Genomic DNA, 14,311 nt, shown 5'->3' with positions numbered 1-14,311 from the left:
AAACTATCTCTAGCCTAACTTATTTCCAAAGAATCGATTTAGCTCACAATTTACCTTCATTATCCATTGCATAACGCACTAAGGCGTGTATTTTATTACATAATTAACAATAACAACCCATAGAGGTATCGCCAATGGATACAGCTTTAAAAATATTCTTTTTAGTTGTGGCATGCTTTTTAGCTTACAAGCTAATATTTAGCAAAAACAAAGGGTTAACCTTATTTGAAATGCACTATAAAGATGGCAGGCTTGTTAAGCACAAAGGTAAAATCCCAGAAAAGTTTCAACGTGAGAGCAGAGTTATCGCCAAAAAGCACAAATTAACTTGTGCGATCAGAGCCCAAAAGCAGGGCGATATTAGGCTCAATATTTCAGCCAATGTCAGTGATGAGCTTACTCAACAACTGCGAAATGTGTTCCCTTTTGAATATTATGAACGTAAGCAAAAAGACAACTCTAAACTTACGGGTTAATGCTTAGAGCTTAGAGCCTAGTGCTACGTGCTACGTGCTACGTGCTACGTGCTACGGTAAATAATAAAAAACCACCTGCGAATAAGGTGGTTTTTTTGCTTTTCAGATTATTAATGATTCACTCTCAAACCTTACGGTTAATCTTTCTTTTGAATCACCAACGTCACCTTTCCCACCGTTACGCCAAACTTGATAATGTCGCTTTTATTAATCAAAGTATTGGCGTCAACTAAGTACATCCAGTCGTCAAAATGCACTTGATAAGTCTTATCATCTACCGCTAAGGCCATATCATAACGCCACCTTAAGGCGCTGCCTTTTGCTTGTCCTAACGCCACACCTAAAATGTCATTAGCCCTACCAGAATATTTACCTTGACCTAAGTCGGTAATATGCCAAATACGCAACTGTTTTTCGCCATCATCAAAGGTAAACCACTCCTTTAATTCGCATTTATCACCTTGCCATTGCGCTGTCATTTCAACTGTGAATTTACGGGTGACCTTACCAGAAAAATCCTCTACAACCCCTGCTGCATATAAGTTACCTTCAAAAAACTGGCGTAAGTCTAACCTTGGTTCTGAATCCAGGTAATCATCAATGCTTACCGATGAACACGATGACAATCCAAGCAGTAATGCTAAACACAACAATACACGCCCGATAACAGGTAAAGAAAAGCGTTTCATTGACGACTCCATTTAGTCAATTTGACGTTATATAAATTTAATTTAGTCGAATTAATTGAGTCCAATTAATTGAGTCCAATTAATTGCGCCCGTAGTTCTGGTTCGCTGGTCTGTTCAGAAAGCCAAATAGATAAAAATGCTTGACTAAAGTCAACATCACGAGCTTGATAAAATACATGGTCGTTATACCAAAACACGCCATAACCTTGAGCATCAACTTTAAAACTAATGCGATCGCCCTCTTTAACATCAGGCCATGCTTCATTTAACCGCGTTGAATATGTATCGATGTGTTGTTGAGAAAGACCAAGGTGCTGCCATTGATCAATCGTGGCAGAAACCAAGTCATCAGCATCGATGTCTCGATAGTATTCAATCTCTAATGCTACTGGTAACTGTTGATTAAGATACTGACCTGTGGCTGTTAATAGGGTGGCACGGTAAATATCAATCCACATAAATGCCATCTCACCGGTCCCGACTTCACGCCACGACGTGTCAGGTTTACGAGAAGCTGCGTTGCTAGTTATATTGCTGCTTAGATGACTTGATACGCTTGAATTAAATGAGTTGTTAGCGCTGCTGGAATGATTATTGATGCCAGAAGTGTACGTTGTCGAATTAACGTTTTTAATGTTGACGCTATTAGCCTTGACAAGCGCTGCATCAATTTGATGGTCATCAGTGTTCGGGGCGGCTTGAGTGGTCATGGTGAGACGGCTTTGCAGAGCACTCTGCGCAGCATGTACGTGAGACATCATCGCCATACAGCCAAAAGTGACCAACAAGCTCTTCTTGATTACCACATTAGTGTCTATAAAGGGCAAACCATTAAACACTAACGGCATGTTCATTGACCCTCTTTGTTTAGCTGTTTCCTTGCTCAAAAGCCATTTTTGCATGGTGTCCTCGAAGGTGCGGCATTAAGTGGATTGTTATAAAGACCAATACGGGCAACAATAACGACCAGATCACCACCAATAAAATCGTTGACGTTACGAAGCCATAGCCTAAATCAACTGCCAATAATTTAGCTCCTGCAAGATAACTCATCGCACCAGACACCCCGCCTGCTAGCGCCTGATATCCAACTGGAATACGAGTTAAAAATGCCAAACTATAAGGCAAGCTTAAGGCAAACATCATCCATAATAGACCGAGCCAATAAGGCGTTACATTAAATATAAATACCCCAGAAAGAGTGAGCAAGCTATCAATCACCATCCCTGTTATGGCAACAATAGCCATTAACTTCGCGTCTTTTAGTTTTTGCGATGACAACAAGAAATGAATGGCAATAATGCTAAGTGATATCGCCACAAATTGATTATGGTATAACACGCCTAACCACCAGATAGTTTGAAATCCGCCAACATTAAATAACAACAAGGATGTTTTGCTCATTTCAAACTTCTCGCGAGGTTAGCCCATATTAATTGATACGATAAAGTGGCTTATTGGCTACTAGATGCACCGCACTGGTTGAGCGCTCTAAAAAGCCGCCTTCACAATAACTTAGGTAAAACTTCCACATACGTATAAAGTCTTCACCGTAACCTAAGTCGTTAATTTTTTGTTCCGCGTCATCAAAACGCTGATGCCAATCAGCTAACGTTTTGGCGTAATCATGACCAATATCATTAATTGACCACGGCACGAGGTCAGTTTTCTGGCTCAAATGACGGGTCATTTCACTGATAGACGGTAAGCACCCACCGGGGAAAATATAACGCTGAATAAAGTCAACGCTGCTGCGGTAGCTATCATAGCGTTGATCAGCAATGGTAATAGCTTGAATTAACAATCGGCCATTTGGCAGGAGTAACTGGTTAAGCTTGCTAAAAAATCCACCTAAATATTCATGCCCTACAGCTTCAATCATTTCAATAGAGACTACTCGGTCATATTGCCCGGTTAACAAACGATAATCACTTTTTAGCAAGGTCACTTTATCTTGTAAGCCAAGTTGATTTATACGCTCGGCGGCGTAGTCGTGTTGAGCATCTGAAATCGTGGTTGTGGTCACATGCACATCGTAATGCGTGGCCGCATAAATGGCTAATGCGCCCCACCCTGTTCCCACTTCCAACAATGTTTGCCCTGCACGCAAATCTAAACGCTGACAAATTAATTGCATTTTGTGTAATTGAGCTTGTTCAAGCGTGGCGTCAGGTGTTGGATAAATGGCACTAGAATACAGCATTTCAGGGTCTAAAAACTGCTGGTACATATCATTGCCAAGGTCGTAATGGGCTAAGATATTGCGCTTTGATCCCGCTTGAGAATTGCGATTAAACACATGTTTCAGTCGACTAGCGATATGAGTCACCCATGAAAAGTAACTTTCTACCTTGTCGAGTAGGCTCATATTTTTGGCAAATATCTGCACGACTTTGGTCAAGTCAGGGCTTGCCCAGTGACCTTGAATATATGCCTCGCCCGCACCAATTGATCCGCTAAACATGACTTGTCGGTAAAAGCTAACATGCTTGATTTGAATGGTGGCATGTAGCGGATCGCTTTCCTTACCAAATACAAACGACTGATTCCCTTCAATAATCGTTAAATAGCCTTGTTCTAGGCCATTGAGGGCTTTTAATAAAATTTTTTTTGCAAAACTATCGCTTAAGCCTGCTTGAGAAATTTCCTGTTGAGTAACCGTATTTTCCATGTTCATCTCCGTGACGCTTTAGCTTTACAATTAACCTGTTTGTAAACCAATACGCTGAATCAATAAATTTAGTTTATAAATGCAATAAAAACCTTATTGTTAATGCTCTTACGCATCTTTAATGATTGATTTTCCGATAAAAGGTATCCGCTTCATCCATATTTTCAATGCTTGGTAATAAATGCCCAGTACGATGCTGAGCGTCATAAATGGAAACTGAATGAGAAACCGTTGAATACTTTGTTTGGAATATACTTGCTTGCGAAGTTGTAATTTCGCATCAAATAAACGTTGTGATTGAGGATCAATATTACGAATTGCCACCCGCAAATGCTCTAGCGGCTCAGTGACTTGCCATTTATATTGCATCTGCAAGTCCATAAAGGGGGACACAGGGAACACCTTGTCAGTACTTTGCGGCTGCTGCGTATTCACTAAATAGCAGTGACGCTCATTCCAAGGCGTATTACTCACCTCCGCTAGCATATAAACTAACGTACCTTGATGATAACAAAAGTAAAAATTAACCGGACTAAAATACAAACCAAAGTGGCGAACTTGACCGGCAAATAGCACTTTATCAATATCAGTTTTTCCGCCTAGATGCGCCACAGTTTTTAACACTCGAGACTTCAGCGCCGCTGCGCTACAGTGATTATCAGCATTGCTTAACACAACGTTATCACCAAATTGATGCGTTAATTGGTTCAAATAATCGCTACACTTAAAACGCAACAACGCTGAGCGCTTGCTTGAAAAGATTCGGCTGATTGACACAAGTTGCTCAACTTGGTCTAAGTCAATAACCATCATGGCCATCGAGTATTCAAACTGATGTATTTTAGGCTGATAACGCTTGTGCATCACTTTGCCGCTATAAATACCGCCATTAAATCTCATTGGCGCTCCCGTTAAGTTGGTCATCAAAGGCAAATACCAAACAAGTTACAAATATCAACTGCGCTTCTTACACCATCTTCATGAAAACCGTTATACCAATACGCACCGGCAAAATAGGTGTTACGTTTTCCATTGATCACATGTCGCTGTGCTTGGGCTTGTGTGCTGGCTTGGTTAAACACTGGATGAGCATAGCTGAACTTACGCAGTATTTTGCTTTCATCAATCTGGTCAGTTTGATTTAAAGTGACACAAAAAGTCGGTGCGCTTTTAGGTAAACGCTGCAAAATATTCATGTTATAGGTTACGCTGGCAGGACGAGACAACATGTCCTGGGTATTTTGACCATCAAGTCGATAATTCCAACTTGCCCACGCCGCTTTGCGTTTAGGTAAAATACTGCAGTCTGTATGCAATACCACATCGTTTAACTGATAAGCCATTTGACTTAAAATACGTGACTCATCTTGGGTCGGGTCGCCTAACAAGGCTAAAGCCTGATCGCTATGACAAGCAAAAATCACCTCATCAAACACTTGTTCATCTTGCGATTCAAATTCCAAATGTACGCCATCGGCTTGACGAGTGACTTTGTTAACAGCCGTGTTTAAATGAATATTGTTAGCGTAAGGCGCTGTTAAAGCAGGAATATAACTACGAGAACCACCAGCTATCACATACCACTGCGGACGGTCAGTTACATTTAACAAACCGTGGTGTTGGAAAAAACCAATAAAAAACCGCAACGAAAATTCGCGCATATCTTTGATACTCGATGACCAAATTGCCGCGCCCATCGGTAAAATATAATGCTGACTAAAAAACTCACTAAAACCTTCTTTATCTAAAAAGTGCCCTAATGATTGATAAGGGTAGTCGTTAGCTTCAAAGCATTGTTTACAACGGCGGTTAAAACGCACAATTTCATTTAAAAACAGATAAAATTGTGGTTTTAAAAGATTTCGTCTTTGGGCAAACATACTCCATAACGTGTGGCCGTTGTACTCTAATCCCGTTAGCGCATTGTGGACACTAAAGCTCATTTGTGTGGGTAAAGATTCAACCCCAATTTGCCTCATTAGCTTTTGAAAACGCGGATAAGTGCGATCATTAAACACAATAAAACCAGTGTCGATGGCATATTGGCGTCCCGCAACCTCAATATCAACCGTTGCGGTATGCCCACCAATATAGTCATTAGCTTCAAATACCGTAACATCATGTTCACGGCTTAATAAATAAGCTGATGTTAATCCTGAAATCCCACTACCAATGACAGCTATTTTTTTCATTATTCTTTCCTTGAGATGGATTTTTATCGGGCTTTAGGTGCCAACAACGTCACTAATAATCGTGACGGTAAAGAAGCAACCAACTTAAGTAACCAAGTAAAGCGTTTAGGAAAATGAATGTCATATTTTGCAGCATTCATACCTTGGTAAATGTAATTGGCCGCTTTTTCTGCGCTAATTTTCATCGGCATAGAAAAATCATTTTTATCGGTTAAAGGCGTACTAACAAAACCAGGGTGAATAACACTCACGCCAATGTCATGTTTAACTAAATCGACTCGCAAACTTTCAGCAAGATAGGTAACAGCAGTCTTTGACGCGCCATAAGCTTGTGCCCGAGGGAATGGCAAATAAGTTGCACTTGAACTCATGAGCCCAAGTTGTGCTGATGCGCTTAATAACGGCATAAACGCAGCTAAACAATGACCTACTGCGATGACATTGGTATTGATAACACGCTCAAACAGATCACCGTCAAAGTGCTTTACATCATCAATATATTCACAAGTGCCCGCATTCAAAATGACTTGTTTTAGGGTTAAATTTTTCGAATCGATAATCGTTGATAGTTGATTTGCCGCTAATTTAACGGCCTGCTTGTCAGTAATATCAAACACCAAAGCAATAGCACCATTAATGGCCTCTAAATGTTGTTGATTACGTCCACAGGCAATCACTTGCCAACCTTGGGATAAATAATGATTAGCCACAGCAAAGCCAATGCCAGAACTGGCGCCAGTGATCAATAACGTATTGGTATTCATGATATGGCTATCCTGTTTTTTACGTAACGAATGACGCGGCCAAACAGCGGTAACTGTTCATACAACATCGCGCCAGCATCAAAATAGTCTCGATGTCGATAAATTTTGTCGGTGTAAAACAACTGACTCATACCGTCAACGCTAATGACCTGACCTTCATTCAATTTGGGGTGTTGATAATGCATCGTCCAAAAAACATGTGCTTGTTGCGCATTAGGTGGTAAGTGCTTGTCTGCGCCCTGTTCTTCTTTGTTATGGTAGCGATGGTCAATCACAGCAATCTGCGCAATGGTAAAATTAATCGAAATAATATTGGCGTACATGCCAGCGAAATATTGGGTTAAATCATTAATCCCGTTAATTTGATGCAAGGGATCTATAAAGCAAATGTCGTCACGATAAAGAGAACCCAGCAGGTGTAGGTTGTCACTATTTAAGTGTTGATACAGCTCGCTAAACCTTTGAAGTACTTGAGGTAACCCCTGTTCCCCTTCAGATGTTTTACTTGGCGAGACTGAAGCTAAGGATGATAAATTAACCGACGACTGCATGGCATTCTCCATTGGTATTCCATTACGGCAATTGTTATTACGTGATGACTGGTGACCAGTCATATAACTGGCTTACAAGTTTAATTTATCCCTCATGGCTCACGTTTAACTTACCTGTATAAGCTCGCTAAATTAGCTTCGTTAACAGTGTCATTTCACTTTAGAATAAGCCATTGGTTTTCAATGTAAAACCGCCTATCTTTTTGTTGCATTAAAAAACATTGTTATAGCGCTAATTACGAAGTGACAAAATAGAAGGATCACTACAACATTAAAAAATATTGTTAAATAAAAGCTAAAAATAACTATTTGATATTAAAGCGTTTAAATTTAAAGTAGCTTACTTTTCTTTCAATCAAGAATATAAGAACCGTGACAGTCAATACCGGGCAGTTTACTTTTTAACCAAAATAACACCCATACGCCGTAACAAATTGATAAACATTAATATGCAATTTGACCACATTAAATTAGTTTTTCTCTATTTATCACGCCTCAAATCACTTTCTTCATATATATGCCAGTGAGATCACAGAAGTTACGAACAAAAAACATACAATGCGCAGCCATTTTCCCACTGGAGTGATAGGTTGTTTGTTGTAAATTCTCACACTGTATTTGCTGCACAATTTATTGGTTTTGTAGCGATGTTTGTCGGTTGGCAAGCATGTTCAGCTAAAAGCACACAATGTTTTCTTGCCAAAAATATGTTTGCAGCAGGTTTAACGGCCGTGCATTTAGGCCTGATGGGCAGCCCTGCTGGAATGGCGAATCAATTGCTTAATGTGGCTCGGTTTTCAAGCGGTCAACTTCGGGTCAGTAAGCGCGGTTATATGCCCCACATTCTGGCAATCGGCTTTAGTTTATTAGCATTAATTCAAGGGATTATGTGGGCAAACCATTGGAGTGAATGGTGCGCAATTGCCTCTGCAGTGGTCATGAGTTTTAGCATCATTTTTTTACATGGCAACCAATTAAAGGCGACATTTATTGTCACCAACATGCTTAACTTAAGTTTATCAATTCATCTGATGTCTTGGTCTGGCATGCTTTACCAAGTCATCACTATCACCTTGTTAGTTAAAGCGATCGTGTACCAACCTTGTGAAACCACTGTTAAAGCAAGTGCTTAAGTGTTTGCTTAATAAATAAGCAAACGCAACACACCTTGAAAGTAACCAATAAAAAAAGCAGCTAACAAGCTGCTTTTTTTCGTGAGTTCAAACCACCAACAGGTTAAACCTAAAACACATTAGTAACCCGTAGTTGCCACTGGATGCCAATGTTTATCAATTTCTTCTTTAATAAACGCTTGCTTGGCTTTAACTGCAGCGGGTTCATCATAGCCAATCGCCGCTTGAGCTTTAGCTTTGGTGCTAATGTCTGGATAAACTGGCTTAGCAGCACCAACTTGACTCGACACTTGTTTAAACACGTCTCGGGCGGCACTAACTTGCTCAATAGCCTTGTTTAACAGTGCTAAACCTTCTTTAGGGTTATGGGCATACATGCCATGTGAGGCAGTAGCAAAATCCCAACGCCACTGCGCATGGCGAATTCCCATAATACCCTCATTCATCATTGGCCATGTTGCACCGCCATCCCAAGCTGCTTTTGCTTCATAATGCGCTTTCACCAATAAGTTTTGCACTTGGCGACTTTTAGCATCAACCTCAGCCTTATTGCGCTCTAATGTAGCCGTTAACTGCGCTTTGCTTTTATGACAGCCTGCACACACTTGGTCAAAATGAATCAATGCACCAGACACTTTATGGTCAGTATAATCGTTGCCATTTTTGTCGGTGACTGTTGGCATATGGCAAGTAATACAGGTGACATTCATATCAGCATGTTTACTGCGACTCCACTGCTCAAAATCGGGGTGCCTAGCTTTAAGCATTGGGGTTTTAGAAATAGGATGAATCCACTCATAAAAGCGGCGAGTATCATAGTATTTTTCAATGGCATCGGCTGTGTTGCCAAATATCCATGGCATATTGACCTTGTTATTATTTTCTGGCTGAAAATAATAAGTAACATGGCATTGACCACAAGTTTGCGCCCCTTGCATTGAGATGTTTTGTTCATCAAATGGTAAACCAATTTTTGCCATCGCATTTTGTGCATGAGGCCGTGGCAAAGCAAGTTTCGCAGTGCCATCTACATGACAATCACTGCAATAAATAACCGATTTAATTTCAGGGCCAAGGTCAACAAAGTTTGAACCTGAAAACCCCTCCTCCCCCATTTCTTTTATTAAGCGTGGCGCATCCGGGGTTTTACATGTCCAACAACTGGCTGACTTACCGTTACCACCTGGTGGAATGGCAACCCCAGTACGTAAAGAATGAGAGGCATCAGCCACGGCAAATTTATGTCCTCTTGGGCTGTTATATTGGTGAGAAAAGGTTGAACCTGCCCACAAAATAACACTGGCAGGGTATGTCGCCAACATATCTTCTGACTCAGTCTGCTCAATTGTTGCCGCCCAACCAGCATACTGCTTACTGAACTTGGTTTGATTAATATCTTTTGTTTCAGCTTGAGCAAGCATTGGAGCCAATATTAATATCGCCCCTATGACATAACTAAAATGATGATTTTTTTGCATCATAGCTTCCTTGTTTTTATCCTGGACGACCATCTATTCGTGGTTTAGTTAATACCGGAGCATAAAACCAAACGAACATCCCAAAACCAATAAACCAACAGGCCCCTGCCATCCACAACCATACTTGTGTATGAACAGGCATTAATAACGGCATAATGGCACGAAACACCCCCGCGGCGGGAATACATGCAAAGGCCAATGCCATACTAGGACCTTCATAAATATTACGACTTGTATGACCTAATGACACGCGGCTCATCATCGACAAACAAAGCGATGCCAAACCACTTATTGCAAACAAATGTAATAACGTTTTATAAGCATATACATTGTCAATTTGCCATGCCATTGCGAGTAACGTCACTGGCAATGCCAAGTATGATAAATGCATTGACCACAATAGTGGCTCTTGTAAAGTTTTATGCCCTTGCCAGCGACTTAAGCGTGCTAATTGTAATATGCCCGTTACCGCCAACAAAATTTGTTCAATATTCGTGCTCATCCAATGGGTCAGCGCCTGTGTAAATAACAACATCATTAATATGATGATAAGGCCATCTAATTGTTTAATCGGTTCAGGTTTTGGCTGCTTAATTCTAATGGCTGTGAAAAATGGAATGACTCGACCGCCAACAATGGTAATCACCACCGCTACCCACCAAATCATGGCTTGCCAAATGTGGGTCGATAATGAAAAGTCACGTTGATAAAGCGCATAATAACTTAATAAATTAACTAACATGGCAAGCATTAGCATTAATGGGAAGCCAATATTGCGCCATTGTTTTACCCGATAAATGCAGCGCCACAACACTGCAGCACTCAACCCTAAAAAGGCTGTATCGAATATAGCTGGGAGCACTAAAGGGATATTAAAGGGCAATAGTAGTAACAATCTCGCCAGTAACCAGCAACTAAAAATCACCGCTAAATAAGCGCCTTTTACCGTTTTTTGGTGTGTCCAGGTTTGTACGGCTGTTAATAAAAAACCACACACGATAGCCATTGCAAAGCCAAATAACATCTCATGTGGATGCCACCATAATGGAATCACATTGGCCCAAAACTCACCATTAAAAAGGCTATATCGAGGAGTAAACCACCCCATTAACCAAAGTGGAATATAAAGTGCGGCGATAAAAGCCCCGCCAAGAAAGAAAGGTCGAAAACCTAAACGAAAAATTGCAGGGGTTGTTTCAACCTCTTTAGGATCATCAATATTGAGCATCAAATTTACTCTAATTAGTTAATATCTCGACAATATAACACAAACATGCATTTTATATACACGTTTAGTTTGTAGTAAATGTAAATTGAATATCAAACTCGCAGAGAAGGCTTAATGATTCGCTAAATCTAATTCAATTGATGAATAAAACGGCAATTGATATTGCCATTTAGCAAAATGACTTCCCTCCACTGACTGCAGTGCCTTCACAATATTCTGTTTAATATTTAACTCGACATAGTAACCGTCACTATTGTGATTATAGACGCATAAACCCAGTTAAGCTATTGAGAGTATTAACGACTGCGTTTTAGTACACTAAGACGATCAATTGCCCTTAACCTCGCATATTGATGATCAACTATCGGCGCAGGGTAATGGTCACTTAAGACACCTTGATGATTATCTGCAAGGGAAGTAGTAGCGCAATGAGGTGAATTAGAGGTAAGTGCAAACATGCCTTGATTTAACATTGCACTGGGTTGATGAATTGATTTAAGCGGCCAGTCACTAATTTCAGGAATGTAACTTAATATAAATCCCGCTTTTGCATCGAAACGTTGACTTTGCAGGCTAGGGTTAAAGACGCGAAAATACGGCTGTGCATCACATCCTGTTCCCGCCGACCACTGCCAGCCACCATTGTTAGCAGCAAGATCACCGTCAATCAAATGCTGGCGAAAGTACTTTTCTCCCCAGCGCCAGTCAATCAATAAATGTTTAGTTAAAAAACTCGCCACGACCATCCGAAGTCGATTATGCATCCAACCTGTTTTATTCAATTGGCGCATGGCAGCATCCACAATAGGATAACCCGTTCGCCCTTCACACCAAGCAAGAAACTCATCACGGTCATTACGCCACACCACGTTATCAGCTTGTACGTTAAAGTTTTGCCCTCGCGAAAGGCGAGGAAAGGCAACCAATAAATGCCGATAAAATTCTCGCCAAATAATTTCGTTTATCCAGCTTGTTGCTGGGCTAGCGTCGTTATGTAGCACATCAGGAAAATAGCTCAACGTGGCGGCAATGCATTGAGTTGGGCTAATGACGCCTAATGCTAAGTACGCCGACAAACCGCTAGTGCCTGTTAGCGCAGGAAAGTCTCGTTGTTGTGAATACTGGGCAATATTGTGGTTAAGAAAGGCATGCAAAGTGACACTAGCCGCTTGCTCCCCCGCAGGCCACTGTTCACTGCTGGGTAACTCTGGATAGTCATCGCTTAGATTGAACTGGCAGTTAGCCTGACTAAAATGGGTATGCAAACTGGCGTGTTGATTACGGCGCGGCAAATCAGTTAATAGCAATGCTTGCGGTGTAAATGCAAGCGATTGCGCTAGCAATTTCCAGCGTTTACTAAACGGAGTAAACACTTTATACATTTCACCGTTTTGATTAAGCACAATGCCTGGTTTTATTGCACAATGTTGCTCAAACAAGGTTAAAGCAACACCTGCGTTGATTAACCGTTTATCGCGCTGAACTTCGTTCCATTCAGGCTCTGTACTGGCATACACTTGGTCAATATCATGTTGTTGAATATAATTGATTAATGCGTTATCAACATCATCAAAACTCGCAACGGTAATCACATCGAGCTCAACCCCTAATCGCGCAAGTTGTTGCCCCAAACATAAGACATTTTTTTGAATAAAATCAATTTGTATTGGCGCAACGTCATGTAACAACCATTGACGGGGAGTCACAAAAAAGATGGCTCTAACCAATCCATTATTTGTGAATTTTTGAGTTGAATCGTGAGAAGCACTCCCCTGATTACATTTTGAGTTTTCAACATCAGATAAAGCATCAGAGTCAGCACAAGCATCTGCGCAAGCTTGGTGCATTGCAAGGTTATCAGTTAAGCGTAAATCCTGTCGAAACCACATTAAGGTATTCATTTACCCACCTACACGAAATAAATATCACAAAAGGGGCTTTGATTCCCCTAGCAAAAAACATCGAGGGCTTAATAACAACGAACTATCACATTGTCGGCCTATTTTTTGTCAACATAACACTAATAGGCATAGCGCAACTTTAATGCCTCAGGGTGCGGCGTTAAGTACACTTGCTCCTCAATATAAGGGGTTGGGAATTGGGCTAGATAGTTGTTAATGAGCGTGATTGGCACTAATAGCGGCACCAAACCTTCACGGTATTTCATGATATTTTGGGTTAACTCATGTTTTTGGGTCGTATTTAGATGTTTCTTAAAATATCCCTGAATATGCTGCAAAGTACTGGTGTGATTTTTACGAGTGGCTTTAATTTTAAGCGCGGTCATAAAGCCATCAAAATATTGCGCGGCAGTTTGCTCAACATCTTCAATATTTGCCAGCAATGGCCCTAAATCTCGATACCACACAGGACTGTGCGCCATCAGTAAATATTTATAACGCGAATGGAATTTGATTAATTTATGCTTAGTCACCCCTGATTTCATCATCTCATGCCAATCATTGTGGGCATAAACGCGGGTGAAGAAGTTCTCTCGCAATACCAAATCATGCAATCGCCCCGACTCTTCAATAGGTAAATGGGGGTAGGCTTGCATCATTCTTTTAGCAAATACACCAATGCCGTCTTTGCTGCCGTTATTGGTGCCAATTTTGTATTCGGTTACCCTTTCCATGCCACACGTTGGTGACTTAGCGCAAAAAATATAACCGTCCAAGTGAGCTAATGCAGGAACCTTTTTATCACTAAATGCCTCAAGTTTGTCAGTGACATCGATACTGCCGTCCATGCTGCGGACATATATTTTGTCGCCATCTCTGACTTGTCTAATACTTTTGCGCGGTGCACCCATCCCAATCGCCATTTCTGGGCACACTGGCACATAATTGAAAAAATCGGCTATTTCTTTTTTACAGTACATTGATTGCTTATGGCCGCCATCAAAGCGTACTTTTTCGCCTAATAGGCAACTGCTAATACCAATATTAATCTGCGCGGTATGATCACTACCTTGTTGTGTTGTCATAACATCCTCATTAATTCATCGCGTCTTGCTCAATACTAGTATTAAACACTAATCAACTAATCAACTAATCAACTAATCAACTAAGTATTGAGCATCAAAACCTGTCGGTTTAAGGTATTTGTTATTATTGAATCACTCTGATA

The 14,311-nt window shown here is 40.8% G+C and carries 14 protein-coding genes; 2 read left to right on the top strand and 12 right to left on the bottom strand.

Going from position 1 to position 14,311, the window contains the following annotated elements:
* Positions 1 to 134 precede the first annotated feature (134 nt).
* Positions 135 to 476 carry a DUF3634 family protein gene (locus G3R48_RS01110; RefSeq protein ID WP_153661096.1) on the top strand — a complete coding sequence of 114 codons (342 nt, stop codon included), beginning with the start codon at positions 135 to 137 and terminating at the stop codon, positions 474 to 476.
* A gap of 137 nt (positions 477 to 613) precedes the next feature.
* On the opposite strand, the gene G3R48_RS01105 is transcribed toward G3R48_RS01110, so the two are convergent.
* The 8 genes from G3R48_RS01105 to G3R48_RS01070 all read right to left on the bottom strand — a co-directional run bounded on the left by G3R48_RS01105 (position 614) and on the right by G3R48_RS01070 (position 7,343).
* The gene (locus G3R48_RS01105) at positions 614 to 1,165 is read right to left on the bottom strand and encodes a DUF3833 domain-containing protein (protein ID WP_153661099.1); all 552 of its coding nucleotides are present in this window, start codon (positions 1,163 to 1,165) and stop codon (positions 614 to 616) included.
* 65 nt (positions 1,166 to 1,230) lie between these two features.
* The gene (locus tag G3R48_RS01100) at positions 1,231 to 2,019 is read right to left on the bottom strand and encodes a chalcone isomerase family protein (RefSeq protein ID WP_212593168.1); all 789 of its coding nucleotides are present in this window, start codon (positions 2,017 to 2,019) and stop codon (positions 1,231 to 1,233) included.
* Positions 2,020 to 2,032: 13 nt separating this feature from the next.
* Positions 2,033 to 2,569 (bottom strand): DUF2878 domain-containing protein, encoded by a 537-nt coding sequence (locus G3R48_RS01095; protein WP_153661103.1) that lies wholly within the window; start codon positions 2,567 to 2,569, stop codon positions 2,033 to 2,035.
* Positions 2,570 to 2,597: 28 nt separating this feature from the next.
* Entirely contained in the window at positions 2,598 to 3,836 is a 1,239-nt protein-coding gene (locus G3R48_RS01090; RefSeq protein WP_153661105.1) for an SAM-dependent methyltransferase, read from the bottom strand.
* Positions 3,837 to 3,944: 108 nt separating this feature from the next.
* On the bottom strand, positions 3,945 to 4,736 hold the full coding sequence (locus G3R48_RS01085) for a DUF1365 domain-containing protein (protein ID WP_228497297.1): 792 nt from the start codon (positions 4,734 to 4,736) through the stop codon (positions 3,945 to 3,947).
* A gap of 23 nt (positions 4,737 to 4,759) precedes the next feature.
* On the bottom strand, positions 4,760 to 6,028 hold the full coding sequence (locus tag G3R48_RS01080; RefSeq protein WP_153661107.1) for an NAD(P)/FAD-dependent oxidoreductase: 1,269 nt from the start codon (positions 6,026 to 6,028) through the stop codon (positions 4,760 to 4,762).
* Between the two features lie 23 nt (positions 6,029 to 6,051).
* Positions 6,052 to 6,792 carry an SDR family NAD(P)-dependent oxidoreductase gene (locus tag G3R48_RS01075; RefSeq protein ID WP_153661108.1) on the bottom strand — a complete coding sequence of 247 codons (741 nt, stop codon included), beginning with the start codon at positions 6,790 to 6,792 and terminating at the stop codon, positions 6,052 to 6,054.
* Positions 6,789 to 7,343, bottom strand: coding sequence for a nuclear transport factor 2 family protein (locus G3R48_RS01070; protein WP_228497298.1), 555 nt, complete (start codon positions 7,341 to 7,343; stop codon positions 6,789 to 6,791). The genes G3R48_RS01075 and G3R48_RS01070 overlap by 4 nt, the downstream gene beginning before the upstream one ends.
* A gap of 590 nt (positions 7,344 to 7,933) precedes the next feature.
* Here G3R48_RS01070 and G3R48_RS01065 point away from each other — a divergent pair.
* Entirely contained in the window at positions 7,934 to 8,476 is a 543-nt protein-coding gene (locus G3R48_RS01065) for a YgjV family protein (protein ID WP_153661109.1), read from the top strand.
* 119 nt (positions 8,477 to 8,595) lie between these two features.
* On the opposite strand, the gene G3R48_RS01060 is transcribed toward G3R48_RS01065, so the two are convergent.
* The 4 genes from G3R48_RS01060 to G3R48_RS01045 form a co-directional block, all read right to left on the bottom strand.
* A complete protein-coding gene (locus G3R48_RS01060; protein WP_153661110.1) occupies positions 8,596 to 9,954 on the bottom strand; it encodes an ammonia-forming cytochrome c nitrite reductase subunit c552 in 1,359 nt (452 codons plus the stop codon).
* Positions 9,955 to 9,970: 16 nt separating this feature from the next.
* Positions 9,971 to 11,182 carry an NnrS family protein gene (locus G3R48_RS01055; protein WP_153661111.1) on the bottom strand — a complete coding sequence of 404 codons (1,212 nt, stop codon included), beginning with the start codon at positions 11,180 to 11,182 and terminating at the stop codon, positions 9,971 to 9,973.
* A gap of 296 nt (positions 11,183 to 11,478) precedes the next feature.
* Positions 11,479 to 13,083 carry a cryptochrome/photolyase family protein gene (locus G3R48_RS01050; RefSeq protein ID WP_228497300.1) on the bottom strand — a complete coding sequence of 535 codons (1,605 nt, stop codon included), beginning with the start codon at positions 13,081 to 13,083 and terminating at the stop codon, positions 11,479 to 11,481.
* 119 nt (positions 13,084 to 13,202) lie between these two features.
* The gene (locus tag G3R48_RS01045; protein ID WP_153661112.1) at positions 13,203 to 14,168 is read right to left on the bottom strand and encodes a YbgA family protein; all 966 of its coding nucleotides are present in this window, start codon (positions 14,166 to 14,168) and stop codon (positions 13,203 to 13,205) included.
* Positions 14,169 to 14,311: the final 143 nt, after the last annotated feature.

This window comes from Shewanella intestini, assembly GCF_018221465.1.
GTDB classification, from domain to species: domain Bacteria; phylum Pseudomonadota; class Gammaproteobacteria; order Enterobacterales; family Shewanellaceae; genus Shewanella; species Shewanella intestini.
Note: the sequence above shows the minus strand (reverse complement) of the source record. Positions and strands in the feature narration are given on the sequence as shown.

Bases quoted from the DNA above. Each gene is read 5' to 3' on its own strand.
- G3R48_RS01080 (WP_153661107.1), bottom strand. From the start codon at position 6,028: ATGAAAAAAATAGCTGTCATTGGTAGTGGGATTTCAGGATTAACATCA.
- G3R48_RS01045 (WP_153661112.1), bottom strand. From the start codon at position 14,168: ATGACAACACAACAAGGTAGTGATCATACCGCGCAGATTAATATTGGT.
- G3R48_RS01095 (WP_153661103.1), bottom strand. From the start codon at position 2,569: ATGAGCAAAACATCCTTGTTGTTATTTAATGTTGGCGGATTTCAAACT.
- G3R48_RS01055 (WP_153661111.1), bottom strand. From the start codon at position 11,182: ATGCTCAATATTGATGATCCTAAAGAGGTTGAAACAACCCCTGCAATT.
- G3R48_RS01050 (WP_228497300.1), bottom strand. From the start codon at position 13,083: ATGAATACCTTAATGTGGTTTCGACAGGATTTACGCTTAACTGATAAC.
- G3R48_RS01070 (WP_228497298.1), bottom strand. From the start codon at position 7,343: ATGCAGTCGTCGGTTAATTTATCATCCTTAGCTTCAGTCTCGCCAAGT.
- G3R48_RS01100 (WP_212593168.1), bottom strand. From the start codon at position 2,019: ATGAACATGCCGTTAGTGTTTAATGGTTTGCCCTTTATAGACACTAAT.
- G3R48_RS01060 (WP_153661110.1), bottom strand. From the start codon at position 9,954: ATGCAAAAAAATCATCATTTTAGTTATGTCATAGGGGCGATATTAATA.
- G3R48_RS01105 (WP_153661099.1), bottom strand. From the start codon at position 1,165: ATGAAACGCTTTTCTTTACCTGTTATCGGGCGTGTATTGTTGTGTTTA.
- G3R48_RS01090 (WP_153661105.1), bottom strand. From the start codon at position 3,836: ATGGAAAATACGGTTACTCAACAGGAAATTTCTCAAGCAGGCTTAAGC.
- G3R48_RS01085 (WP_228497297.1), bottom strand. From the start codon at position 4,736: ATGAGATTTAATGGCGGTATTTATAGCGGCAAAGTGATGCACAAGCGT.
- G3R48_RS01110 (WP_153661096.1), top strand. From the start codon at position 135: ATGGATACAGCTTTAAAAATATTCTTTTTAGTTGTGGCATGCTTTTTA.
- G3R48_RS01075 (WP_153661108.1), bottom strand. From the start codon at position 6,792: ATGAATACCAATACGTTATTGATCACTGGCGCCAGTTCTGGCATTGGC.